The organism is Bradyrhizobium sp. UFLA05-108 (assembly GCF_059803455.1).
In genome coordinates this window covers 35,682-61,093 of sequence record NZ_JBANAZ010000034.1, presented here as the reverse complement: position 1 = coordinate 61,093, position 25,412 = coordinate 35,682, and the positions used below count along the sequence as shown (strand labels likewise).

Genomic DNA, 25,412 nt, shown 5'->3' with positions numbered 1-25,412 from the left:
AACAAGCTCACTGTTTTGAACGAAGCTTATCCTTCTGAAGTTCCGTCGATATGCGCTATCACTTCAATATGACGCCGCGGATATCGCCCGCGCCTCAAAATTGTGCTTTCGCCTTAAGACTAGGCGGTAACCGCGGTTTTCAGTCCAACAGGAAGATGTCATGAAAAAATGTCTTGGAGATCGTCAGTCGCGCCGCGAGCTACAGATCGTGGTTGCCGCGCGCATCTCCGTTAATCACGCCCATCCGGCCAAAAATGCAAAGTCAAGGAGACTTGGGCCGTATGAACCTCCTTCTTCTAGTTCGCGCGAATGATAGCATGTCTTTGCTCTGATCGAGAGAGAAAGGATGGTGCTATGAGAATTTCGAAAGGTTTCACGTGCGTGGACATCCTTTGAGGCCATGGAATTCTCCATTCAAGCTCGCAAACGGAAACGCGTTTCATGTGGGTGGGCTACTGTCTGCCTGGAGCTGGGCGCTAACAGTGCAGTGAACTCTTAAGAGGAGTGGCTGGCCGACGAGGATGAAGCGCTTCACCTGATCGACTGACCTGCGCTTCTGGCTAATGCTCTTTTGGTCATTCAGTCCATTTCATCATGCTCGCCGGTCTCAAGAGCGTCTCTAGCTGCCCTGCACTTGCACCACATGCAAGTCAGTCAGCAAGTCCAAAGGCTCGGACTACAGATCGGCGGTCCACACTTCGGGGTAAGGCGACCGTGGCTCAACAGCGGCCTGCGAACAAATGCAACATCAGATCGTCAGCTTGTTGTCAGCTTGGCTAGACCTGTTAGCGACGCTTACTTTGGAGCGCTTTTCGCAAATCTGGACTGGTCAGCCGAATTGCGATCTCCGCCATGACCCGTGATTAGATTCCAGCCGAAGAGTTGCGCAGTTGAGGGGCGAAGCTAACTTCGCCCCATTTGATTTCGCGTTGGGTACCTCTGTCCAGCTATGTCAGGGAAATGATCCCCTGGGTGGCAAGCGCATCCAGAACCCGATCCGCCAACTGCTCCGGTGGCTCGTCCAGTGTCTTCAAGTGCACCTCCGGCGCGTTCGGCGCTTCGTACGGGGCATCGATGCCAGTAAAGTTCTTGATATTGCCTGACTTTCCCCTGGCATAAAGGCCCTTCGGATCACGCCGGACGCATTCGTCTATTGGCGTATCCACAAAGACCTCGACGAATTCTCCCTTCCCCACGAGGTTGCGGACCATGTCCCGGTCCGCCTTATAGGGCGAGATGAACGAGCAAACGACGATCAGGCCGCTTTGAACCATCAGTTTTGCCACTTCACCAGCTCGTCGAATGTTTTCGATCCGATCTGCTTCAGTGAAAGCGAGATCGCGGTTGAGGCCGTGACGGAGATTGTCGCCGTCCAGCAGCATCGTGTGATGCGACAACGCGAACAGCTTCTGGTCGACGATATTGGCAATCGTCGACTTGCCGGAGCCGGAAAGGCCGGTGAGCCAGATGATGCACGGCTTCTGCCGCTTGAGTGCGGCACGTTCTTGCATGCCGATCGTCATCGGTTGGCAGGCGACGTTGCTCGAGCGGCGTAGCGGAAAATCAATCATTCCCGCACCAACCGTACGGTTGGTGTAGCGGTCGATCACGATGAAGGACCCCGTGCGCCGATTGACGTGGTACGGATCGAAGCTCACAGGCCGAGTGGTCGCGACGTGACAGAAGCCGATATCGTTGAGGCCCAGCGTGGCCGCCGCAAGGGGAGGCTCACGGGTATTGACGTCGATCTTGTATTTGATACGCGTGACGTTGCCCGAAGCAATCGATTGCGTGCCAATCCGAAATGCATAGGAGCGACCCGGCATCATCGGCTCTTCATCCATCCAGATCAGATGAGCGGCAAACTGGTCGGCGACGTCGGGGCGCTGCGTGGGGTCCGCCAAGACATCGCCGCGGCTGATATCGATCTCATCTTCGAGCGTGATGGTTACTGCATCGCCAGTTTCTGCACTTGCAAGATCACCATCATGGGTCACAATCCGTGTGACGCGCGAGCTGCGCCCCGATGCCGCCACGATGATTTCTTCGCCAACCGCGATGTTTCCGGAGGCGATCGTGCCCGCATACCCCCGGAAATCCAGATTGGGACGATTCACCCACTGTACCGGAAAGCGGAAGGGCAGGTCGGTCGTCTCGGGCTGAATGTCGATAGTCTCGAGGTAATCCAGCAGGGACTGGCCGTGATACCAGTCGGTGTTGCCGGATCGGTAGATGATGTTGTCGCCGTGTCTGGCTGAGATTGGGATTGGAACGATCGACTTGAAGCCGAGCGCCGAAGCAAAGCCGACGTAGTCGCTCACGATGCCGTCGTAGACATCCTTCCGGTAGTCAACGAGGTCAATTTTATTAACGGCTACAAGGACATGCCGGATGCCCAATAGCGAGCAGATGAACGAGTGGCGCCTGGTTTGCACCAGTACTCCCTTGCGCGCATCGATCAGAATGATGGCGAGCTGCGCGTTGGAGGCGCCGGTCGCCATATTGCGGGTATATTGTTCGTGACCTGGCGTATCGGCGACCATGAACGATCGGCGCGACGTGGTGAAGAACCGGTAGGCGACGTCGATGGTAATACCTTGTTCGCGTTCAGCTTCCAGGCCGTCGACCAACAGGGCAAAGTCGATCTCTTCGCCCGTCGTGCCATGCTTAACGCTGTCGCGCGCGAGCGCCTGCAGATGGTCCTCATAGATCATCTTGCTGTCGTGCAGGAGGCGCCCGATCAGCGTCGATTTGCCGTCATCGACCGAGCCACAGGTGATGAACCGCAATTGATCTTTGCTAACGGGCTCGCCGATACAGCGAACAGCGTCCGTATCCATCAAAAGTATCCTTCCCGCTTCTTCCTCTCCATCGAAGCTGCCTCATCCGTGTCGATGAGACGCCCCTGGCGCTCCGATACTTTCGCAACGCGCATTTCGGCTACGATGTCCTCGATGGTCGTGGCTTCCGACTCAATGGCCCCGCTCAGGGGGTAGCACCCAAGGGTGCGGAAGCGGATCGTCCGCATCTCGGCGGTCTCATTTGGCCGGAGCGGGAGCCGCTCGTCGTCCATCATGATCAACGTTCCGTTCCGATGCACCACAGGTCGCTGTTTCGCAAAATAGAGCGGGACGACGGAGATTCGTTCAAACATGATGTATTCCCAGATGTCGAGCTCCGTCCAATTCGACATCGCAAACACCCTCATTGTTTCGCCCTGCCGGATGCGGGTGTTGAACAGGCTCCAAAGTTCGGGCCGCTGGTTGCGCGGATCCCAGACATGTCCTGTCGAGCGGAACGAAAATATGCGCTCCTTGGCTCGGCTTTTCTCTTCGTCCCGCCGTGCGCCGCCAAATGCCGCATCAAATCCGTACAGGTCGAGCGCCTGCTTGAGCGCGTCGGTCTTCATAACCTGCGTATGCAGCGCGGAGCCGGACTCGATGGGATTGATGCCGCGCGCGATGCCGTCCTTGTTCACATGGACGATCAGATCGCCCCCGATGCGTCTGGCCGTTTCGTCGCGAAAGGCGATCATCTCCCGGAATTTCCAGGTCGTATCGATGTGCATCAGCGGGAAAGGCAGCTTTGCCGGATAGAAGGCCTTCACGGCAAGGTGCAGCATGACGCTGGAATCCTTGCCGATCGAATAGAGCATCACCGGTTTCTTAAACTCGGCGACAACCTCGCGCATGATTTCGATCGACTCGGCTTCGAGCCGCCGCAAATGCCGTGGCAGCGCGTGTGTTTTGAGTCGAGTGAAGTCCTGTACGTTCATCTTGAATATCCTCGAGAAGTGCCCGCGCAATGAAATTGCCGTTGCGCTACTCGTGCCGCATCTGAGAGCTTAACCATGAGATCAGTGGTCGCAGCGCTTGCGAGAAGGATCACTCGGCCCGCCGCGGTATCTCATCCACGGTCGGCCCGAGCGGGATAGAGGTTGGCTTCACCGTCGCCAAGAACATAGAATTCTGGGGGCGAGCCCGCGTGACGGTCAATGCATTCCTTGGTTGCTGCCTCAACATACGCTGGTTTAACGTGTCGCTAAGCTGTTGCGGGCAGGGGCCGGCGCAGCGCGATCGGCCCGTCTAGCTCAAAGGGAGGGGATGAACATCGCTTTTCGCGCTTGCAGGCGCCCTTGCCACCAATACGGCTGTTGGTGCAGGGTCGTCGAAGACCGCGCCTATAAGTGGGTTGCCGCGTCCATGATGACATACTCATCGTAGTTTTCCCGACAGGAAATCTACCATCTTGCTCAATGGCTGGCGTTTTTCCTACCCGGCATTAGGTGAGTTGGTGAAATCGATTTTTTGGATGCAACGCATTCAGATCGCGGATAGTGACGCTTCCGAGGTCTTGGTCTCAATCTTCTGGTCGCACTCGAAACTCTGATAACCGAAGGCAGTCTCACGGCTTCAGCTCTGGTGGCTGGCGGCCGTTGATTAGGCGTTTTGCATCGGTGCGCCTTTTTGCAAGGCTTTCGTGGCCCGCAGGCAGTCTTCTGACCGGCAAACCAAAGTGTTCACTCGACTCGCTAGCGGGAGCAGCTGGCTCCTGGAAATTCAAAGCCTCGATGGCCATGTGGTCGATCTGTTTCAGATCTGCAGAGCGCCAAGTTGGTCGGTCTCAATCGCGCTTGCACCCGATGTCCCTTGCCGTGAAGCGATGTCCGGCAAGAGGCCAATTTTGCCAATTATCCACTCAGTACTTACGTAACAGGCTATCTACGGATCCGCCTTGCGACGCTTTGCGCCCAAGTCAACTACCAGCCTTAGCAATTGATTGAGATGACCGACACTGGCACAGCATGAGCATCCCGCGCGTCTTCGGGATCCAACATAAATCTCGCCCCGCCTGATGGGTGTGCTGTCTCCCCGCCTGCTGTCATGAAATGCGATCCTTTCTTTTCTTCGAACACCATGATGGACGCTCTTTGTGTCGCCGACCGTTCACGCTGCACAGAAGCTTCACAAAACAAGCGGGCCGTCGTCGTCGTGCGAGATCTGCTTTGCGGCGAACGTAATCTTTCGAAGCGGAGGTCTTCCTCGCGCACAGACGTCATAGTGAGCGAATTCTTAAGGTCCCTAATGGTGAATGAGGGGAGACGTTCTCACTCGCATGAGGCCGCCAGGCTTCCGCGGAAAGCGACGGAGCTCGGTCCGAGGGGCTCAGATGGTTGGCATCGAACGCTTCGCTTGAAGAAGGAATGCCGGCCGAATGCCGGTGCGCGATCGCGCCCTTGCGACGCATGGCTCAATTCAGATGGAGCCGATTTTCACGCTGGCAATGGCCGGATTGCAGCATGACGGCTCTAGCTGATAAACGTCCTATCGCGATGCGGGCGGTACTCCCGTTCGTCTTTCGCTACTGGCTGCTTCAGCCCTACCGCGCCGCCCTCGTGCTGGTTGGCTTCCTCGGTGCAACGGCGGCCGACCTGTTCATGCCGATCTACTCCGGCCGTCTGGTCGACGCATTGACATCAGGACCTCACAACCAGGCGGCGCGACATGCGGCGCTGGCGGCTTTCGGCGGCATCGTCGCCCTCGGCTTGGTTTCGATGATCTTGCGACTCATAGGTCTGCAGGCAATCGTTCCGTTCACGCTTCAGACGATGTCGGACGTGGCGCGCGACGCGTTCATGCGCATCCAGCGGTTCTCAACCGACTGGCACGCCAACTCCTTCGCCGGTTCGAGCGTGCGGAAGATCACGCGAGGCATGTGGGCCCTCGACCTGCTCAACAATACCATTCTGATGGTCCTGTTGCCGTCCCTGACGGTACTGGTCGGTTCGATGATTCTGCTCGGGCTGCATTGGTTTGCGCTGGGTGGCGTGATCGCGACAGGTGCGGCGATTTATATCGGGATGACGGCGGCATACTCAGTCCGCTATATTGCACCTGCCGCACGGGTCTCCAACGCCTGGGATACCAAAGTCGGCGGCACGCTGGCCGACGCGCTAACTTGCAATGCGGTGGTGAAATCTTTCGGCGCGGAAGCGCGCGAGGATGCTCGGCTCGCCCGCACCATCAACCGCTGGCGGATGCGGTTGCGGCGAACCTGGCTTCGCTACAACTACGCCGCCATGTCTCAGCTCTCACTCCAGTTGTGCCTGCGGGCGTCGGTGATCGGCGGCTCGGTGCTGCTGTGGATGGCGGGGCTCGCCTCGCCTGGCGACGTCACCTATGTGCTGACCAGCTACTACGTTATCCACGCATATCTGCGCGAGGTCGGCATGTACATCAACAACCTCCAGCGCTCGGTCGACGACATGGAGGAGCTGGTCGCGATCCATGATACGCCGATTGGGATTGTGGACGCGCCGGATGCAAGGCCGATTGCTATTGGCGGCGGTGAGATCGTATTTAACGATGTCACGTTCCAGTATGGTGGCGATGGGGCGCCGCTTTATGACAGGCTATCGGTCGACATAAGCGCCGGCGAGCGCGTTGGTCTGGTCGGCCGCTCTGGCTCCGGAAAGACGACCTTCGTCAAGCTTGTGCAGCGGCTCTATGATGTCTCAGGCGGCCGCATTCTGATCGATGGTCAGGACATTGCTCTAGTCACGCAGCAATCGCTCCGCAGCCAGATAGCGGTCGTGCAGCAGGAGCCGGTCCTGTTCCACCGCTCGCTCGCCGAGAACATCGCCTATGGCCGGCCCGGGTCCGGCATGGGCGCGATCGAACGGGCGGCGCGACTTGCCAATGCGCACGAGTTCATCCTGCGGCTGCACAGGGGTTACGGCACGCTGGTCGGTGAGCGTGGCGTCAAGCTCTCGGGCGGTGAACGGCAGCGCGTCGCACTAGCGCGCGCCTTTCTGGCGGATGCGCCGGTGCTGGTCTTGGACGAGGCAACCTCAAGCCTCGACTCGGAATCGGAAGCGCTCATCCAGGAGGCGATGGAGCGGCTGATGAAGGGTCGCACCTCGATTGTAATCGCACATCGGCTGTCGACGGTGCGCGGCCTCGACCGCATTCTGGTGTTTGACGATGGTGTCATCGCCGAGCAGGGCACGCATGCCGCGCTGACTAAGCGGCCCGGCGGAATCTATCGGCGGCTGCTCGAGAGCCAAGCGACCGAGGTCGGTCGAATGTCCGCAGCAGTCTAGCCAATAGGAATGGTGGTGAGACCTAGGTCGTTGAGCCGGGACGTGAACCGAAGGTTCAGCCAAAGCGAGAAGCACAGCCAGGAGAGGCTCGACGCGGCAGAAGCGCAAACAGAGTGGGCGGGCAAGCAAGGCGAGGCTCTAGGGACGAGGCGACTGTCGCCGATCAATTTGAAAACCGTAAGAAGGAGCGGGGTCTCATAGCCAGGATGACGCTGGACGGGAATCAAGATCGTGAGCTAGCGATTAAGCAGCTCGCAACCTCAGCGATCCGTCGCCAGGCCCAGAGAGGCATGCTGAAGGGTCTCAATGCAAAGATCGACACCTCGCTTTCAGGAGAGCCGTGATGCGACAAAGTTCAACTTCATCGAGTGCTTCACGTCTGAGGCCGTGCCGATTGTCGACACAAAGCAGTCGCCGAGGCTCCATTCGACGAGACGGAAACAATCGGCCCCGTTGGCTGCAAGTGAGTAGCTTTGGCGCCTGCCATTATGAGCGCCGCGCGTCCGGCGCTTCTGCGAATAGTCACTTGCATCGCAAAAATCGCGGATAGAGGCACTGCCACCATGGGCGGAAAATCCCTCGAAATACGTATTCTGTGCTGAAATTCGGCGTCGATATCCTAGCCATTGCATTAATCAAGATTGCCAAGTGGCTATTGTGCAGCGGCAAACGGACGTGCGTTTGATTCGAGGCGCGTACTTCCAGACACACGCGGGTCGATGTGCCGCTGCCGTGTTCTGAACCCAGAAAGCGACGGCTCAATCGACCTGTGTCGGTTGGAAGACGCTGATGCGCTAAGTGATGAATTCGTTCGTCGTACTCTTCCTCCCGCGACGAACATTCACTGGCCGCCCCACATGTTTGGGGCGGCCTCTTTTCGCGCGCAGGGCATGGCGGATTTGACCGGAGCGGTGTCCGGTCGACGCCTTGGGGGAGCCTCCTCTACGGGCCCCGATGAAGCCGTTAGCCGAGCAGCAACGGCGTCGCCGCGAGGTGGAGTCTGGAAGCTGTAAGCAAAGTGCCGCAATGACGAACAGGTAGCGCATAATAGGCGTCCTCATCCGGATGAGGGAGCGGAAATTGCTGAAGCCCGATATCGCCCGGAGGGTGCAGCCGTAGATGCGACAGGTATATTGCTCGGGTCGGACGTCTTACCCTCGGAGGCCTGTCGTCCTGGCCCCGGCAACCGGTGTATTACCGGTGCCGCAAGGCGTCGGCATGGGGGGCAGAAGTCAGCAGACGCCGCAGTAGCCAACGGCACTAAGCCGGCGAAGGGCTGAAGATCGAGTGCAGGCGGAGACGGGTTTGTCGATGGTGGCAACACGTGTAGACGATGACGCTGAGATGCATCATGCCCCTCCCGGGAGCAACGGCCGGAAGCCCTTAGAGCGGGAAATGAGTGCATCAATCGCCACGACGAGACCGCAAAACCTTCCCCTCGCACCAGTGAGTGGATGATGGTGTCGATCACGCGATTCCTGGTCGAGCGGCTGCGGTTCAAGATCAACGCCGCGAAAAGCCCGTTGCCTCTCCGCTGCGTCCATCAGGTAAACGGCTTCAGAAATGTCTTTTTGATGCCATAGGGCTTCAGATCGGCCTTCCTGAGGAACTCCTCGCATCGCTCGCGCAGTGCCGCCTCGTCACCCGGCGCTGCTACCATTTCCGCAAGCATCTCGCGCACAGCAGCTGCGAGCTTCGATGCATCGGCAAGACGCAGAGCGAACGTGCCTGCTGGAGTGGCTTTCGCGTCGGCAATAGGCTCGGGTAAGGCAGAAACGCGCACTGAGTCTCGGCCCGGATAAGTGGTGCGATACCAGTGCTCAGCTTCGAGCAGTTGGGCATGATCTTTCTTGTAGAGCGGATTGTCTTCCAACTTCTCGTTCTTCGCCTCGATTATGAAATCAAACTTGGCATCGGTCCGCCAGAGCACGTCGGGCCCGACTCGATAATTCTGCTCGGGGCGGTCGGAATCAAACCCGAGATAGGATCCCAGACCGGCGAGCGCGGCTTCATAACGTCGCGGGGAGGCTCCCGGCACCAAGTCGGCGAGCGTTACCTCGAAATCGGCCAGTAGCGCCGCGCGCCGCTCGTACTGCAGAAGATTTTTGACGATAGCGTCAGACTGTTTTCCGGGTATCGGTCGCGGTCGATACTGCGCGCGCTGTTTCGGCGGGCAATGGTTGTTGTTGGCCGAGAAGGCGTTAGTCTGCAGCCGTTGTCCCCGCGCGTCGTCTCCCATTTGGTGGGCGATGCGGGCTGCCGACGCGGACAACCAGGCGGTCCTCTCTGCATCCGAGGCGACCTCGGGATCTCCTATAAGCTGCTCGAGCGTCGACAAAGCCAGTTCGTACTGGCCCAGGCGCTGTTGCCGGAAAGCCTTCCTCTCTGCACTAGCCATCCGCAGTGCGATATTGTCGACGGGCACGGCCTTCGCGGCTTCCGCGAGCTCGGAGGCGTGATAGGCAACCCAATCGTGGTCACGCTGAAGGCACTTCATCACGGTCAGCAAGACCTCGGTCGATTTCGTGACTTCCTCGCTGATCTCCTGGCCCATCCTCAGCTGGGCGCGGGTACTCGCCGTCAATTGGTCGAGGTTGGCGCGCCGGCCGATCCATCCGACGAGCTTTTCGCCGGTCAGGATCACGACGCAGTAGTCGGCTCCGCCGCGCGTTCCTCGCCCGATGCCTTGCTCGACGCGCTGCGCCAGCAGCGAATTGACCGACGAGTTGGCCATGACATTCATGCGGTACATGTCATAGTCGGACGTTCCATGAGGCAGGCCGTTCATGACGAGCAGTCGGCAGGAGTTGCCGGCGAGGTCGATCCCATCATACCGATTTGCCAACACTACCGGGCCGAATGATTTGCCCTCCTGCATGTCCTTGATGGAAGCGCCGACTGCATCGCTCGTACTCGGATACTGTGCGATGTCTTCCCACTGCTTCGCTGCTTCGCCCGAAGGGACCAGGATTGCGACGCCAGCCTGCTGTTTCGCTATCCGCAGGGCAATGTCCTTAACGAGACTGTCGATCGGCATGCCGGCGAGCTTCATTAGCCGCGGGACGAGGATCATGCGTTCGCCCACGCCAGCGAGGGAAGCGGAAGAGATGGGCTTGCCCGCGGCCGCGACCGATGCGTCGAAAGTCCGCACGATTTCGCTGTCGTCTGCGATGGTAGCCGACATGTAGATCCGGCGCGGGCAATCCGTGAAGGTCGGCAATAGATCGACCGCCGGGAACAGCGGAGTGATAGTTATCGCCGTGCGGCTGATGAGGCAGTGGCAGACGGCCAGGTTATCGCGGAGGAGCGGCCAGACGAATTCATCGACGTTGTCGACGACCCCGGCGAGATAGTCCTGCATTTCGTGCAGCTTCGTCTGCCATCCCCAGCTGGGAACTTCGACTATGCCGAAGTCCTTGCCGCTCGTCACGTCGTCGAATGATCCAACCCGGCCGACTTCACGGAATGCGGGACGAAAGCGTCCGACGATTTCCTGGTAGACACTCTTGTCGTTCTTGGCGTCGATCGTAAGTGTGAAGGACCTTCGGACGCTCGAAAGCGCGACGTGTGCGTCGTCGAGGATGATGGCACCCACCTTTACGGGCTGATTGCCTGACCCGCGTACGCCGAACCGACTACGGCCCGAAAACAGCGTCTCGTAAGCGCCAACGAGGACCGCTTTGCCTTCCTCGAACTCGGTCGGCAAGAGCTGCTTTTTGACGTACTGAACTGCGGCAATGCCGTACTGCGAGCTCTTGGCGAGGACCTGTTCGACGAGCTGGTTGGTCGGAGCCAGGTAGAGGACCGGCAATCCCGTCTCGTTCATGATCGACTGCGCCATCAGCAGAGCCACGAGCGTCTTGCCGCCGCCGGTGTGTAGCTTGACGACGACGTCCCAGTCGGTGCGCCTCGCATGCCAGAGATCCAGGACTTCTGCCTGACTGGCGTTAGAGGTCGTTGATGCCAACAGGTTTGGGCAGTGAATGGAAAATCTCTCGCGGCGGAATTGGGCTCGGCTTGGCCTTCCCGGCGCGCAATTTCTTGAAGTCGACCAAGGCAATACCTCCGGCGGGGGGCCTAATCTTGCGAGCGTGCTAGGCCGGTCTGAGCTGATTGGCGGAAGGGTGGTAGGCCGCCCGCGTAAGAAACTCCACGTTTCTGTAGGGTTTCTGGTGTTTCATGGGCGTCCAATCGCGGGCCTCAGACTGGAATCGAGGGTGCTTTGCGGCGATGGCTTTGCCGCGAAGATCTCTGGGGCCCTCTCGACGACGGCGTCTCGTATCTTTTCGTCGTCAACCGCTCTTGCTAGCCCAAGCGCAATGATACCCACGATTAGGGTGCCGACGACGAGGTTGGATCAGCTCGCGAATGCTCGCCTGATATCGTTCTCGATTTCCGTTATGATAGACGCAGTAGAGGTCCATAACGCCCCCAACCGATAGCGACAAAGTTTGAAAGGCCAAGCTATTCCCCCAATAATAAGCCTTTGAACTTGGAGTAGCTCTCCCGCGCAGGAAAGTGCGTCTTGCTTCACAGGCAGGAACTAAGATCGTTCAAAACTGCGGTATGGCGGCTTGCGGCATAAGGCTCTCTGGAGCGAATCTTACAGCGTCGTGAAGAGGAAAGTCGGCCAAAGATTGGATCAACCCGCGCATATTGGGCGAACTTTGCTGCTTTCGCGACGAACTTCAGCGCGGAGATCGCCTCACCTTCATGCTGGCTTAGGCGATTTGGCTCTTTAATGAAGGGCGTGGACGCGAATTCATCGCATGCGGAGCGATTCGCGGACCTCAGTGTGAAGGAAATCCCGCAAAGAGGTGGATATCGACAGCCTGCCAGGCAGGAGCGCGCAGCGTCGACGTAGGTAGCTCTTCCATGACCGAGGTGGCGTGGTGACAAGCCGTTTACGAGGTTTACTGGTGCCGTTGGTGGTTCAGCGATAGTGCGAGGCCGCATTCTTCACCGGCCCGATTCCTCGTCGCCAGATTCGCGCGGCGCGATAGCCTCTTGCGCGCCAACTTGCAGACGCCTCGCCAGTTCAGATGCTCATTTGCGGCTGAACACGCCATCGTTTCGGGGAGGTATTGGCCACCAAGAAAGCGCTTCGCACGCAGCGGCAGGTCGTCCTCAGTCACGCGACCGATTATAGCCTTGTTGCAAGGTTAAGAGGACTGTACGACCGCGCGACCGATAGGGAGAATCATTTTTTGTAATCCAGCGGCGTCTACGCTCTCGAAGCAACTGATCAGGCAACACAGCATACGCACGCGACATCCCTGGTCATATCCCAGTCCGCATGATCTTTAACTAGAGCCACCTTCTGCATCGTAGAGCGTGCGGGGATATTTGAAGTCGCCAAGGCTCCCGACTTTCCTCATTTGCAATTCCATTACCGAAGGTCGACATGCCCAAGCTCAAATTGACCAAACGCGCGATCCAGAAGCTGCTCACCCCCGATCCTTCCGGCAAACAAGTGTTACATTGGGACAACGAGCTGAAGGGATTTGCGGTGCTCTGCTCAGGCACCACCAACAGCAAAACTTTTGTGGTCCAGCGCGCACTGCCCGATGGTCGCAATCGGCGGGTCACAGTCGGCGCGGTCAACGAATTGTCGTTGGCGAAGGCAAGGGCCTTGGCGGCCGATATGCTGCACGATCTGCGGCGCGGCATCGATCCGAAGCGGAAGATCGACAACCCGACCCTGCGCGGCACCCTGGAACTTTATCTGGCCACCCGCCGCGATCTGAGTCCGGCTACCAGCGTCCTGTATCGGCAAGTGATCGAGAAGACCCTGACCGCGTGGCTTGATCGACTGCTTCGTCAGATTGAGGGCGATATGATCGAGGACCGTCACCGCGCCATCGCAGCCAGCATTCGCAAGAGCAAGGGGTCGGACGGCATCGTCACGGCCAATGTTTGCATGAGGACCTTTCGCACGCTGTACAATTTTGCCGCCGAGCGGACTGAAGACCTGCCACCGAACCCGGTTCGACGGCTACGGCGACTTTGGTTTGTGGAGCCCAAGGGTGAGCGCGTGGTGCTCGAGGAAAAGATGGCGGACTTCTACAATGCGGTCCGTGGTCTGGCGCATCCAGTTCAGCGCGATTTTGTAACGTTGCTGATGTTCACCGGTATGCGTCGGACCGAATGCGCATACTGAAATGGGAGGACGTCGATCTGGCCAAGCGTATCCTGCGAAAGGCCGCAGCTACCAAGGCTAACCGCAAACTTGAATTGCCCATGAGCGATCTCGTTTATGATCTGCTGTTGGCTCGACGAGCAGCCGGAAATACTTTAGTTATGTCTTTCCGGGCAAATCAGCCGGCAAGTTTATCAGCAGTGCCACCGCGGCATTGAAGGCGGTGGCCAAGACAAGTGGCGTCCTTGTCAGCGCTCACGATCTACGGAGAGGCTTTATTAACGTAGCCGAGAGCTGTGATATTTCGGTGTATACGCTCAAGGCGCTGGTCAATCACGCGCTCGGCAGTGATGTCACCGCCGGCTATGTTCAGATGAAGGTCGAGCGATTGCGTGAGCCGGTGCAACGGGTTGCAGATCGCTTCAAACAGCTCTGCGGCATCGTCGAAATGGAAGACCGACAGCATCAAAAGACTGGCGCATTTGTCAAGGCGAGATTTCTATCGTGTTTGTCGATCGAAGACTCATCATTGCGTTTTTGTCCAAATTTTAAGACGTGGATTGAGCAAGCGACCTATGTGGGCGAGGTCGCGGACGAAATGTCCTCCTGATCGGATTGCTTCCTGTCCTCTCTCCTGTAGCACTGGAAGGGACTGCCGACGGTATCGGCGCCAGACTTTCTTGCCATTTTTTCGATTCAACCAGCTTTTGGTATCCCATGATGAGCGGAGAGGCTTGTCCCCGGTTGGACCCATATGCGGTTTCCCTACTCCTTGTTGGGCTTTCAATAGGTTCTAAACCCGTCACTTCATGATCTCGGCGTGAACGGACAAGCGATTTGTGCCGTTTTGCCGTGCTCGAAAAAACGTTAGCGATTCGTCATTGTCCTGATGCACCAATTGACATCGCATCGTGGTGCAGCGGCGGCTTTCGTTGAGCAAGGCCGATGCCGTTGAGCGGAAGCCCCGTAAAGGTGACGGCGTGCGATGCATCGGTCGAATCTTTGTTCGGCGGCACGCGCAGGGCGGCCTTCCATGAAGGACGTTAGCTTGGAGAGGGCGGCGGCGCGAACAGCCGGGCGACGCCTACCCCACGAAGCCGCCGTTCCTTTCTTTGGCTACGCCAGACTACGCTTTCGATTTTCCTGGAATTGAAACAAGCAGCCGTCCTGCCCTTTGTGTCGTCCCATCATCGGTGGGGCAATCACTGTCATTTCGAACCGATTTCGCCGCGCTCAGCCATGGGCGCGCTGGACCTTTTCTGTATCCGGAAGGAGCCGGGCATGAGCTTCGAAACAGCGCTCGACGAAGCGAACGAGCCAAATTTGCAACAAGTCGATACTACCGAGGGGACGGGGCAGCAAAGCCCTGTCGTAACGAGAAAGGTCAGCGTCCAGCTTTCCGAACAGATTTTCCGCCGTCTCGAAGTTGCAACGGGTCGGCCCGGAGTTGGCAAGAGCGTGGTCGTGGAGGCCGCTCTTGAACGCTTTCTTGATCCAGCGCCGCCAATCGAAGGTCTCATTCATGAGGCGCTCGATCGGATAAACGGGCAACTTGAACGTCTGGACGGCGAGGTTCGTATCATCGCCGAGACGGTTGCACTGCACGCCCGCTATCACCTGACCGTCACACCTCACATGCCGCAATCACAGCAGCGTGAAGCGTGTGCACTCGGCCAAGTGCGATTCAAAGCCCTGGCAGAACAAGTTGACCGGCGCGTGCGCTCGAACCGGCCCTTACTGCGGGAGACGGTCGACCAAATCAATGTCGCCAATGCTTTCGGTCATGCGGCCGAAAATGTTTCGCAAGTTTCTGCGGATTCTGCCCAGGAACGCTCCGCGGCCACCATTCTAGACGCAACTGCCGATACGAGCGCTGCCGCCGGGGAGGGCGGCAGCAACCGTAACTTTCACAATCTGCCAAACGCGTTCTGCTAAACCGGCCGGTGATCACGGAATCCGCAAGCAGGAAGCGGAGAAGGGCCTATCCAATCTCAATCCTTGCCAATCCTCAGGTAGGCGCCAACTTCCAATTTGGCGCCTGATCGGTTGTGTTTTTCTCCCCTTTTGTACCGGCTACTACCTGTCCTATCTTTTCCGCACGATCAATACGCTGATTGCCTGGCGTCTCGCCTCCGATCTCGGATTAGACGCAGCCGAAATCGGGCTCATCACGTCGGTCTATTTCCTGATCGTCATGGCGGTCCAGATTCCGATCGGAACGTTACTTGACCGCTTCGGACCGCGCCGGGTTCAGAGCGTGCTTCTGCTGATTGCTGCAGGCGGTGCCGCGCTCTTTGGACTGTCGACGGGATTCTTCTCGCTTCTCCTTGCGCGCGCGATGATCGGGCTTGGGACCGCGGCTGCTCTGATGTCGGGGTTAAAGATCATCGTCCTTTGGTTTCCAAGAGAACGCATGGCCCTCATCAACGGCATTATGATCATGCTGGGGTCATTGGGGGCTGTCACCGCAACATCACCTGCGGAAGCGCTGTTGGACTGGATAGGCTGGCGCGGTCTGTTCGAGGTGCTGGCTGCGGCAAGCGCGCTCGCGGCCGTCTTGATTTTCGCCGTGGTTCCCGAGCAGGCCGCGCGCCCAAAGGACGGCCGCAAGCCGATCACTCTCAAAACCGTCTTTTCGGATGCCCGGTTCTGGAGAATTGCGCCGCTCTCCGCGGCCTGCATCGGGTCAGCCTGGGCACTGCAATCCTTGTGGGCGGCGCCGTGGCTTAGCGATGTTGAGGGGCTCGATCGAGCAGATCTGGTAACAGAGTTGTTTGTGATGGCGAGTACTTTGAGTCTCGGCGCACTGCTCTTGGGCGTCCTTGCCAATTGGGTGCGCCATCGCGCCAAGAAGACGGAGGCTCTGTTTGGCTTGGTCGCTGCGGCGCTGATTGCAGCAGAAATTGTGCTGATCCTCCATCCGCCCTGGCCATCGCTCTTGCCATGGTGCATGGTGTCGATAGCCGCATCAGCCACTGCCCTAGCCTACGCCATTATAGGGGATTATTTCCCGCCTGAGCTCGTCGCGCGCGCGAATGGTGGTCTGAACGTCCTGCAATTCGGGTGGGCTTTCGTCGTGCAGTACGGAATGGGACTAATCCTGGAGCAATGGCCGTTAGAGGCCGGGCACTATCCCTTAGTTGCCTACCAGACCGCATTCGCTGTGAACGTTCTGCTGCAATTGGTGGCGCTGGCCTGGTTTGCCGCCCCGTGGCTTACAAGCCTGAAAGGGAAGGTTGTAGCTTTGGTCTTGCTGGAAACGGCGGGCGACCGGTGCTCGGCTGAGGCTGTGGTTCCACCAGCCGAGCTCGCCGTCCTGCGCGCGGATGAACATGCGGAGTGGTGACGCATGTCGCCGGCGTGATGTCATCGGGCGTCGTGTTCGGCGCCTCGCGGATGGTCTTTCTGAAAGGTTTTTCTGCTGTGCCAGACTAGGACAGACGTGATCGCATTGTTGCGATAGCGCAGGTTCTGCTTTCTACCTGTCTCCAGATGAGGCCGCTAACGCCAGCGGCCTCGATTACAGCAACTCGAACCGAAGGCGCTCCGGTTTGCGCATTCGACGACGCGAGCTGCACATTCCGTGCGAGACTTTTTTCAGGCGACATTCTGGGCACTTCTGCGTCGCAGTCTATGACGTGTGTTTCGCGACCACCACAAGCGACGGCACGAGCCGTCATAAGAGCTCGGGCGGGGGCGCCGGTCCCAATTCTAAGGCGCTGCTGGCAGCTGCCGGTCGTGGAGGGAGATAAACCCCATGATCTGCCTAGTCGACGCAGGATTTCGGCTTCTCCAGCGCTTCATCAACGAACTTCTGATCTTGCAGGCCGATAATGTGTGGAAGACGGATCTTATGTCGGCGGCAATGCCGACTAAAGGCGGGGAGGAAGAGGGCGTGATTAATCGTAGCCGCCTGACGCAGGGCGACCCTGCGGTTTCGACCGCGCCCTTAGCCGGGAACTAACTTTCATCTCAACGGAGAATTCGCGATGGCCCTCCCAGTCGGCTCCGGCAACACACCGTCACTTGCCAATTTCTGGATGCCGTTCACGGCGAACCGCCAGTTCAAAGCCGCGCCGCGCATGCTCGTCTCCGCCGAAGGCATGCACTACACCGATGTCGACGGCAATCTGGTCCTTGACGGAACCGCGGGGCTCTGGTGCGTCAATGCGGGTCATGGACGCAAACGCATTGCCGACGCTGTGGATAGACAGCTGCGCTCGTTGGACTATGCCCCGAGCTTTCAGATGGGCCATCCGATCGCGTTTGAGTTCGCGGAGAAGCTGGGACGGTTCGCTCCAGGCGGGCCTGCGGCTCAGCTCGATCGGGTCTTCTTCACTGGGTCGGGCTCGGAGTCTGTAGACACTACTCTGAAGATCGCGATTGCTTATCAGCGCGCCATCGGCCAGGGAACGCGAAGCCGCATCATCGGTCGGGAGAAGGGCTATCACGGCGTCGGCTTCGGCGGCATTTCCGTCGGCGGTCTCGTCAACAATCGACGGATATTTCCGCAAATCCCAGCAGACCATATGCGCCATACGCTCGACATCGAGCGCAATGCCTTCTCTAAGGGCCTGCCGGCGCATGGCATCGAGCTCGCCGAAGATCTGGAACGCTTGGTTGCCCTTCATGGCGCCGAAACCATCGCAGCGGTCATCGTCGAGCCCGTGGCTGGTTCTGCGGGCGTCATCCTCCCTCCTAAGGGCTATCTGGAGCGGCTACGCACCATTGCGGACAAGCATGGCATTCTCCTGATCTTCGACGAGGTGATTACCGGGTTCGGACGCCTCGGTGCCCCCTTCGCCACCGACTACTTCGGCGTGGTGCCGGACATCGTTGCTACGGCAAAGGGTCTCACTAACGGCGCAATCCCCATGGGCGCAGTCTTCGCCAGCCGGAAGGTGCATGACGGGCTGATGACCGGTCCCGAGAGCCAGATCGAGCTCTTTCACGGCTACACATACTCCGGGCATCCGGCCGCCTGCGCGGCAGGCATTGCGACGCTGGATATCCACGAGGAAGAAGGTCTTCTCTCGGGCGCATCGGAGCTTGCCCATTACTGGCAAGAGGCGCTTCATTCGCTCAACGGCCTGCCGAATGTGGTCGACATTCGCAATCTTGGCCTAGTCGGCGCGATTGAACTAGTGCCCCGAGTCGGAGCGCCGGGAGCCCGAGCCTATGACGTCTTCGTCGAGTGCTTCAGAAAGGGCCTGTTGATCCGCGTCACCGGCGACATCATCGCCCTCTCGCCTCCGCTGATTGTCAAGAAGGACCAGATTGACACAATGGTTTCGATTCTCGCCGATGCTCTAAGACAAGCTGCCTGATCTAGGTGTTTAGTCCCGGCATTTGCTGGAGGGGGTTGAGTTTGAATCGTTCTGGCTGGGAAGTCCAGTATTTGTAGATGTATTCGTAGTGTGAGGTCCTTCAGGGTCTTCAGCCGCCGAGCGTAGTAGGCGGTGATGAAGTCGGCAAGGCGAGCTTCGAGCTGATCGTGTCGATCGTAATGGTAGCGTTGGACGGTCGTTGATCGTGCGGTTCATGCGCTCGACCTGGCCATTGGTCTAGGATGCTTTGATCTTGGTCAGCCGATGTTCGATGCCGTTTTCCTGGCATCGACATATCGAACACATGTATCTTGCCGTCGGGCCGTCCGCATAGCGCGGCGGGAAGGTGAACTGGATCCCATTGTCGGTGAGAACCATCTTGTAAGGGACAGCCGCGATCAGAGCTTCCAGGAAGGCCGAGGCTGTGGTCCTTTCCGTCTTCTTACCATTGCACGAAGGCGAACTTGCTGGTGCGATCGATTGCGACGTAGAAGTAGAGTCTGCCTTCAGCGGTCTGGAGTTCAGCGATGTCGATGTGGAAATAGCCGATCGGTTAGGTCTTGAACTTCTTCTTCGAAGGCTTGCCGCCTTCCACTTCCGGCAATCGATTGATGCCGTGGCAGCGATGCAGGATGACCGCGTCAGACGCGGGATGGTTGGCTGCAGCGCATAGAGGCAATCGTCGAGTGGCAGCAGCGTATGCCGCCGGAAAGCGACGATGATCGCCTCCTCCTTGATGGAAAGGACTGTCGACTCGGCTTCCTTGGAGTCTGTCGAACGATCGGCGACAATCTCGCGCTGCTTCCACTTCGCGACAGTCTTCTGGTTGATCCCGTAGCGCTTGGCGAGTGCCTCAGGCTCTCTTGACTATTTTGTATCGCTCGACGGACTGCCTTCGTAGTGGTGGCGTAGCCGTGTAAAACCTGTCCCATAGCACATCCTTCGAATCGTGCGACAAGAATGCACCATCAAAGCTTGAGACTAAACACCTAGGGATCAGCGGCGGTGCGTTGCTACTTGGTACGTTGGCTGATCGGCTACGCCGACGTGGCATAGGGTCGGAAGCTCTGTTCGCGGCGGTGACAGTGCTGTTTGTAGGGGCTGAGGTTGCGTTTGATCCTGCGGGCGCCGTTGCCATCGCTATTGCCATGGCTCGTCATCTCGATTGTCGGTGCAGCGACGGTCCTCAACGATGCGATCGTAGCGGAATATTTCCCAAGAGAGCTCACCGGCAGACCAAATGCCGGCTTGAATGTTTTTCACTTCGGCTGGTGTTTCATCGTCCAATACGGGACCGGACTCATCCTTGACCAATGGTCCATTCAGGAAGATTACTATCCGATCATTGCTTACCAGGTTGCGTTCGCATCCGCCGTTGCGGTGCGGCGCTAGGCTGGTTCATGATCCCATGGTTTGGTGTGGGCAGACGGCTCGCCAAATTCTTTCTCGGCAATCCCGAAACAAATAGAGGCGCCGTTGAGGTATCCGTGACGTCAGCAGAAGCTGACGTACTCGAGCCTGAGGACGAGGAATGGTAGCGCGAGCCGCATGCGCTTCCATATCTCGCTTAACCTTGAGACCATCGACAACTCCGTGCATCCAGACATTCCGGTCGATCTTTCTTTTCCTACGCCAACCTACGACCGCCGCGCGCGGGTCGTTGTGCCAATGAAGGACCTGCTTTTCTAATCATAACCAGCTGAGGCCGCTTTGGGGTGCCTCAGCTCTTGGGACATCGATGACAATCCAGCCGTTTCAGCCGGAGGTGATCTCGCGCGGAGCACGCATGCTGCGCACTGCGCTTGGCCCCGCGATCGCGCGCTTTTTAGAAGATCCCTCGATTGTCGAGGTGATGCTCAACCCGGACGGTCGGCTGTGGATCGATCGGCTGTCGGGTGGCCTGACCGAGACTGGCGAAGGCCTGTCCGCTCCCGACGGAGAACGGATCATTCGGCTGGTCGCTCACCACGTCGGTGCCGAGGTTCATGCGGGTGCGCCACGCGTCTCGGCCGAGCTACCGGAGACCGGAGAGCGATTTGAAGGACTGCTGCCGCCGGTCGTCGCTGCCCCGGCATTCGCGATCCGCAAGCCGGCCGTGGCTGTGTTCACTCTGGACGACTACGTCGCCGCCGGGACGATGAGCGTGGAGCAGGCCGGCGCTCTTCGAATCGCCGTCGCCGCTCGCCGTAACATCCTGGTCGCAGGCGGTACCTCCACCGGAAAAACCACTCTCACAAATGCGCTTCTCGCTGAGGTCGCCAAGACGTCGGACCGCGTTGTTCTCATTGAAGATACGAGAGAACTTCAATGCAAGGCGCCGAATCTCGTTGCGTTGCGCACCCGAGACGGTGTGATCTCGCTGTCCGATCTTGTCCGTGCCTCGCTGCGCCTGCGGCCCGATCGTATTCCGATTGGCGAGGTGCGTGGGGCCGAAGCTCTTGATCTCCTCAAGGCCTGGGGCACAGGCCACCCCGGCGGCGTCGGGACCATCCATGCTGGCACTGCACTTGGTGCGTTGCGCCGGCTTGAGCAACTCATCCAGGAGGCTGTGGTCACGGTACCGCGTGCGCTCATTGCGGAAACGATCAACGTCATCGCTGTTCTTGTTGGCCGCGGCGCCGATCGGCGCCTGGCCGAGCTTGCTCGCGTCTCGGGGCTCGGACCCTCCGGTGACTACCGTCTTTCAGCAATAGGAGATCAACCATGAGTTCTCGAGCGCCTCGCAATGCGGGGATCTTCGCGATCGCAGCATTTGCCTTCGCTTCGAGCAGCGCGCTTGCCTGGGCTGCTGGCTCGAACATGCCATGGGAGCAGCCGCTCAACCAGATCCTGCAATCGGTTGAGGGGCCCGTCGCCAAGATCCTTGCAGTCATCATCATCATTGTGACCGGGCTGTCGCTGGCATTTGGCGACACCTCGGGCGGATTTCGGCGGTTGGTGCAGATCGTGTTCGGTCTGTCGATCGCCTTTGCCGCCTCGAGCTTCTTTCTGTCGTTCTTCTCCTTCGGCGGCGGAGTGGTGATCTGATGGATGAAGTTCCAGGTTTTGTCGCACCCGTCCATCGCGCCTTGACGGAACCGATCCTGATGGGTGGTGCGCCGCGTTCAGTTGCGATCCTCAACGGGACCCTGGCGGCGGCGCTTGGGTTGGGCTTGCGGCTCTGGATCGCGGGTCTCCTGATCTGGTTCATTGGCCATATGGCAGCCGTCTGGGCCGCCAGGCGCGATCCCGATTTCGTCGAAGTCGTGCGCCGCCACGTCCGCATTCCCGGTCACCTCAACACGTGAATTGTCCCATGATGAATCTCGCTGAATACCAGCGCTCAAACGCGCGTCTTGCAGACTTTTTGCCCTGGGCGGCGCTCGTCGATGAAGGGGTGATCCTCAACAAGGATGGCTCGTTTCAGCGTACGGCAAGGTTTCGGGGGCCTGATCTCGACAGCGCGGTGCCGGCCGAGCTTGTTGCCGTTGCCGGCCGGTTGAACAATGCCCTGCGCCGCCTCGGATCCGGCTGGTCGGTGTTCGTCGAAGCGCAGCGCCATGCCGCAGGCGCCTATCCTCCGAACACCTTTCCCGACGTAGCATCCGCCCTGGTCGATGCCGAGCGAAAGGCCCAGTTCGAAGAGGAGGGCGCTCACTACGAGTCGAGCTACTATCTGACCTTGCTCTATCTGCCGCCGGCCGAGAGCGCAGCGGTTGCAGAACGGCTGCTCTATGAGGGCGGTCATCGGACGGCTAATGCAGATGCGAAGGAAGTGCTGAGCGGCTTTCTCGATCGCACCAATCGCGTGCTTCAGCTCGTCGAAGGGTTCATGCCGGAATGCGGCTGGCTCGATGACGAGGCCACGCTGACCTACCTGCACTCCACCATCTCGACCAAACGGCATCGGGTCCGAGTGCCCGAGATTCCCATGTATCTCGATGCCTTGCTTGCCGATCAACCACTAACAGGCGGGCTCGAGCCGACGCTGGGCCTGGCCCACATCCGTGTTCTGACCGTGGTCGGATTTCCAACTGCGACGACGCCGGGGATCCTCGATGATCTCAACCGCTTGGCCTTCCCGTATCGCTGGTCGACCCGGGCCATCATGCTCGACAAGGCCGACGCGGCAAGGCTTCTCACCAAAATCCGCCGTCAGTGGTTTGCCAAGCGCAAGTCGATCGCGGCGATCCTCAAAGAGGTGATGACCAACGAGGCCTCAGCTCTCCTTGATACCGATGCGAGCAACAAGGCGATCGATGCGGATGCTGCCCTCCAGGAATTGGGGTCGGACCAGATCGGAGAGGCCTTTGTCACCGCGACTGTTACCGTGTGGGATACCAATCCGCGCGTAGCCGACGAAAAGCTGCGTCTGGTCGAAAAGGTCATCCAGGGGCGCGACTTCACCTGCATGATCGAAACCGTCAATGCAGTCGAGGCCTGGCTCGGTAGCCTGCCCGGACACGTCTATGCCAATGTCCGCCAGCCGCCGATTTCGACCCTTAACCTCGCCCATATGATCCCGCTATCGGCCGTGTGGGCGGGGGAGGTGAGGGACCATCACTTCAAGGCGCCACCTCTGTTCTTTGGCAAGACGGAAGGATCGACGCCATTCCGGTTCTCCCTGCACGTCGGCGATGTCGGGCACACTCTTATTATAGGGCCGACCGGCGCCGGGAAGTCAGTTCTCCTGGCGCTGATGGCCTTGCAGTTCCGCCGGTATCCGGAGGCACAGATCTTTGCCTTCGACTTTGGCGCCTCGATCCGGGCCGCGGCCATCGCAATGGGCGGTGACTGGCATGATCTTGGTGGCGCGGTCGCCGGAGAATCCTCCGATGTCGTTGCGCTGCAGCCGCTCGCAAAGATTAATGAAGTCTCCGAACGCGGCTGGGCGGCCGAATGGATTGCCTCGATTCTCGCCCGCGAACGGATCGAGCTCACGCCTGAGGTCAGAGAGCACATATGGTCCGCGCTCAATTCCTTGGCTTCGGCTCCTGCTCCTGAGCGCACCCTTACAGGGCTATCGGTGCTTCTTCAGTCCAATATTCTAAAGCGCGCGCTGCGGCCTTATTGTCTGGGCGGTCCATATGATCGCCTGCTCGATGCGGAAAGCGAGCACTCGGTGGCTCCTCAGTCCAGGTGTTTGAGACCGACGGGTTGATCGGGACCGCGGCTGCTCCTGCTGTCCTCTCCTATCTGTTCCATCGGATTGAGGAGCGGTTTGACGGCCGACCGACGCTTCTCATCATTGATGAGGGCTGGCTGGCGCTCGATGATGCCCATTTTGCTGGACAATTGCGCGAATGGCTCAAAACACTTCGCAAGAAGAACGCCTCAGTCGTCTTTGCGACCCAGTCGCTTGCCGACATTGACGGCTCGGCCATTGCGCCGGCCATCATCGAGAGCTGCCCGACCCGGATCCTGCTGCCTAACGACCGCGCCATTGAGCCGCAGATCACGGCAATTTACCGCCGCTTTGGACTGAATGACCGGCAGATCGAGATCCTGGCTCGCGCGACACCGAAGCGGGACTACTACTGCCAGTCGCGTCGGGGCAACCGCCTGTTCGAGCTGGGTCTCGGCGAGGTTGCCCTCGCTTTCACAGCAAGCTCCTCGAAGGCTGACCAGGCTCTGATTGACCGTGTCCTGGCCGAGCACGGCCAAGAGAATTTCGTGACGGGTTGGCTCAAGGCGCGCGAGCTCGCCTGGGCTTGCGACCTGATTCCGCAACTTGCAAAGACGGGGAGCCTCTGATGAGACGATTAGTTCAGCTAATAGCAGTGGGCTTGATCGCTGCTGCCGCTGCCCAAATGCCACGCGAGGCGACGGCACAGTGGATCGTGTTCGACCCCAACAATTACGCGCAGAACGTGCTGACCGCCGCGCGCGAATTGCAGCAGATCAATAACCAGATCACATCACTGCAAAATCAGTCGATGATGCTGATCAACCAGGCCAAAAACCTGGTCAGTCTGCCGTATTCCTCATTGCAGCAGCTCGAGCAGTCGATCCAGCGTACCCAGCAATTGCTCGGCCAGGCCCAGCGTATTGCCTATGATGTCGGGCAGATCGATCGCGCCTTCTCATCCACCTACGCACCGGCTTCTGGCGGCCAGTCCGATCAGGCGCTGATCGCGAATGCGCAAACCCGCTGGCAGAACGCTGTTGCGGGCTTGCAGGACGCCATGCGCGTGCAGGCGACCGTGGTCGGCAATCTCGACACCAACCGTACCCAGATGTCGGCTCTCGTGAGTGCGAGCCAGGGCGCCTCTGGTGCGCTCCAGGCCAGCCAAGCCGGCAATCAACTGCTCGCACTTCAAAGCCAGCAGCTCACAGATCTCACGGCGGCAATTGCCGCACAGGGGCGGGCTCAGACTTTGGAGCAGGCACAGCGCGCGACCGCCCAGGATCAAGGCAGGGAGCAGCTCAGGCGTTTCCTTAACCAAGGGCGTGGCTACCAATCCACAACAGTGGAGATGTTCCACTAATGTCGACGAACAGACTTGAAAAGCTCCCGATGGTACTGGCGGTAACTCTTGCTGTCCTGGTTGTTGTGGCTTGCGCGATCCGGCTGCACGGCGATCACGATCAGGCTCCGTCTGAGGCGTCGATCGCCCAAGGGGCATCTGACCTGACCGACGCAAAGCTTGAGCAATGCCGGTCCGTCCAATACGAGCAGAAAGATGCTCTGTTCGCGTGCCAGAAACTCTGGGCCGAGAAGCGCCGTCAATTCTTAGGCTTTGGCCGCGGATCCTCAGGGGCGAGTATTAGCCAAACTAATCCAGACGCATCATCGCCTTTGCGCGGCAAGGACGAGAGCCGTCTGCCATCCGGCTATCCCACCATTCCAGACAATGACGAGTGA

At 59.0% G+C, this 25,412-nt stretch carries 17 protein-coding genes and 2 pseudogenes; 14 read left to right on the top strand and 5 right to left on the bottom strand.

The features are described from left to right. Positions 1–947: 947 nt before the first annotated feature. From cysN to SO140_RS24160, 3 genes are all read right to left on the bottom strand, one after another. On the bottom strand, positions 948–2,840 hold the full coding sequence (gene cysN, locus SO140_RS24170) for a sulfate adenylyltransferase subunit CysN (RefSeq protein ID WP_498543283.1): 1,893 nt from the start codon (positions 2,838–2,840) through the stop codon (positions 948–950). After that, the gene (gene cysD, locus SO140_RS24165; protein WP_498543282.1) at positions 2,840–3,775 is read right to left on the bottom strand and encodes a sulfate adenylyltransferase subunit CysD; all 936 of its coding nucleotides are present in this window, start codon (positions 3,773–3,775) and stop codon (positions 2,840–2,842) included. Before cysD ends, cysN begins: the two co-directional genes overlap by 1 nt. A 629-nt stretch (positions 3,776–4,404) precedes the next feature. After that, a complete protein-coding gene (locus SO140_RS24160; protein ID WP_498543281.1) occupies positions 4,405–4,578 on the bottom strand; it encodes a hypothetical protein in 174 nt (57 codons plus the stop codon). A 721-nt stretch (positions 4,579–5,299) separates the two neighbouring features. On the opposite strand from SO140_RS24160, the gene SO140_RS24155 reads away from it, so the two are divergent. Continuing rightward, entirely contained in the window at positions 5,300–7,102 is a 1,803-nt protein-coding gene (locus tag SO140_RS24155) for an ABC transporter ATP-binding protein (RefSeq protein WP_498543280.1), read from the top strand. Positions 7,103–8,645: 1,543 nt separating this feature from the next. Here the strand turns inward: SO140_RS24155 and SO140_RS24150 are convergent. Next, positions 8,646–11,069, bottom strand: coding sequence for a DEAD/DEAH box helicase (locus tag SO140_RS24150; protein WP_498543279.1), 2,424 nt, complete (start codon positions 11,067–11,069; stop codon positions 8,646–8,648). A 1,437-nt stretch (positions 11,070–12,506) separates the two neighbouring features. On the opposite strand from SO140_RS24150, the gene SO140_RS24145 reads away from it, so the two are divergent. The 6 genes from SO140_RS24145 to aptA all read left to right on the top strand — a co-directional run bounded on the left by SO140_RS24145 (position 12,507) and on the right by aptA (position 18,568). Next, on the top strand, positions 12,507–13,262 hold the full coding sequence (locus tag SO140_RS24145) for an integrase arm-type DNA-binding domain-containing protein (RefSeq protein ID WP_498543278.1): 756 nt from the start codon (positions 12,507–12,509) through the stop codon (positions 13,260–13,262). Between the two features lie 286 nt (positions 13,263–13,548). Continuing rightward, positions 13,549–13,851, top strand: coding sequence for a hypothetical protein (locus SO140_RS24140; protein ID WP_498543277.1), 303 nt, complete (start codon positions 13,549–13,551; stop codon positions 13,849–13,851). Between the two features lie 671 nt (positions 13,852–14,522). Further along, the gene (locus SO140_RS24135) at positions 14,523–15,176 is read left to right on the top strand and encodes a ribbon-helix-helix domain-containing protein (RefSeq protein WP_498543276.1); all 654 of its coding nucleotides are present in this window, start codon (positions 14,523–14,525) and stop codon (positions 15,174–15,176) included. A 94-nt stretch (positions 15,177–15,270) separates the two neighbouring features. Then, entirely contained in the window at positions 15,271–16,587 is a 1,317-nt protein-coding gene (locus tag SO140_RS24130; protein WP_498543305.1) for an MFS transporter, read from the top strand. A gap of 411 nt (positions 16,588–16,998) precedes the next feature. After that, positions 16,999–17,205: a hypothetical protein gene (locus tag SO140_RS24125; RefSeq protein WP_498543275.1), complete on the top strand. Its 207-nt coding sequence runs from the start codon at positions 16,999–17,001 to the stop codon at positions 17,203–17,205. Between the two features lie 25 nt (positions 17,206–17,230). Then, positions 17,231–18,568, top strand: a complete 1,338-nt coding sequence (aptA, locus tag SO140_RS24120) for an omega-aminotransferase AptA (RefSeq protein WP_498543274.1) — start codon at positions 17,231–17,233, stop codon at positions 18,566–18,568. A gap of 1 nt (position 18,569) precedes the next feature. Here the strand turns inward: aptA and SO140_RS24115 are convergent. Further along, positions 18,570–19,500, bottom strand: a pseudogene (locus tag SO140_RS24115) (transposase family protein). Between the two features lie 175 nt (positions 19,501–19,675). On the opposite strand from SO140_RS24115, the gene SO140_RS24110 reads away from it, so the two are divergent. The 7 genes and pseudogenes from SO140_RS24110 (at position 19,676) to trbK-alt (ending at position 25,412) form a co-directional block, all read left to right on the top strand. Next, entirely contained in the window at positions 19,676–19,960 is a 285-nt protein-coding gene (locus SO140_RS24110) for a hypothetical protein (RefSeq protein WP_498543273.1), read from the top strand. 346 nt (positions 19,961–20,306) lie between these two features. Beyond that, positions 20,307–21,275, top strand: coding sequence for a P-type conjugative transfer ATPase TrbB (trbB, locus tag SO140_RS24105; RefSeq protein ID WP_498543272.1), 969 nt, complete (start codon positions 20,307–20,309; stop codon positions 21,273–21,275). After that, complete coding sequence (locus SO140_RS24100; protein WP_498543271.1) at positions 21,272–21,595, top strand: TrbC/VirB2 family type IV secretion system protein; 324 nt, start codon at positions 21,272–21,274, stop codon at positions 21,593–21,595. The genes trbB and SO140_RS24100 overlap by 4 nt, the downstream gene beginning before the upstream one ends. After that, positions 21,595–21,855: a VirB3 family type IV secretion system protein gene (locus SO140_RS24095; RefSeq protein WP_498543270.1), complete on the top strand. Its 261-nt coding sequence runs from the start codon at positions 21,595–21,597 to the stop codon at positions 21,853–21,855. Before SO140_RS24100 ends, SO140_RS24095 begins: the two co-directional genes overlap by 1 nt. 8 nt (positions 21,856–21,863) lie before the next feature. Further along, positions 21,864–24,301: pseudogene (trbE, locus tag SO140_RS24090) on the top strand (conjugal transfer protein TrbE). Continuing rightward, entirely contained in the window at positions 24,301–25,035 is a 735-nt protein-coding gene (gene trbJ / locus SO140_RS24085) for a P-type conjugative transfer protein TrbJ (RefSeq protein ID WP_498543269.1), read from the top strand. Before trbE ends, trbJ begins: the two are co-directional and overlap by 1 nt. Beyond that, on the top strand, positions 25,035–25,412 hold the full coding sequence (trbK-alt, locus tag SO140_RS24080) for a putative entry exclusion protein TrbK-alt (protein WP_498543268.1): 378 nt from the start codon (positions 25,035–25,037) through the stop codon (positions 25,410–25,412). Before trbJ ends, trbK-alt begins: the two co-directional genes overlap by 1 nt.

Bases quoted from the DNA above. Each gene is read 5' to 3' on its own strand.
- trbB (WP_498543272.1), top strand. From the start codon at position 20,307: ATGACAATCCAGCCGTTTCAGCCGGAGGTGATCTCGCGCGGAGCACGC.
- trbK-alt (WP_498543268.1), top strand. From the start codon at position 25,035: ATGTCGACGAACAGACTTGAAAAGCTCCCGATGGTACTGGCGGTAACT.
- cysD (WP_498543282.1), bottom strand. From the start codon at position 3,775: ATGAACGTACAGGACTTCACTCGACTCAAAACACACGCGCTGCCACGG.
- SO140_RS24095 (WP_498543270.1), top strand. From the start codon at position 21,595: ATGGATGAAGTTCCAGGTTTTGTCGCACCCGTCCATCGCGCCTTGACG.
- SO140_RS24155 (WP_498543280.1), top strand. From the start codon at position 5,300: ATGACGGCTCTAGCTGATAAACGTCCTATCGCGATGCGGGCGGTACTC.
- cysN (WP_498543283.1), bottom strand. From the start codon at position 2,840: ATGGATACGGACGCTGTTCGCTGTATCGGCGAGCCCGTTAGCAAAGAT.
- SO140_RS24100 (WP_498543271.1), top strand. From the start codon at position 21,272: ATGAGTTCTCGAGCGCCTCGCAATGCGGGGATCTTCGCGATCGCAGCA.
- trbJ (WP_498543269.1), top strand. From the start codon at position 24,301: ATGAGACGATTAGTTCAGCTAATAGCAGTGGGCTTGATCGCTGCTGCC.
- SO140_RS24135 (WP_498543276.1), top strand. From the start codon at position 14,523: ATGAGCTTCGAAACAGCGCTCGACGAAGCGAACGAGCCAAATTTGCAA.
- SO140_RS24125 (WP_498543275.1), top strand. From the start codon at position 16,999: ATGATCTGCCTAGTCGACGCAGGATTTCGGCTTCTCCAGCGCTTCATC.
- aptA (WP_498543274.1), top strand. From the start codon at position 17,231: ATGGCCCTCCCAGTCGGCTCCGGCAACACACCGTCACTTGCCAATTTC.
- SO140_RS24145 (WP_498543278.1), top strand. From the start codon at position 12,507: ATGCCCAAGCTCAAATTGACCAAACGCGCGATCCAGAAGCTGCTCACC.
- SO140_RS24160 (WP_498543281.1), bottom strand. From the start codon at position 4,578: ATGGCCATCGAGGCTTTGAATTTCCAGGAGCCAGCTGCTCCCGCTAGC.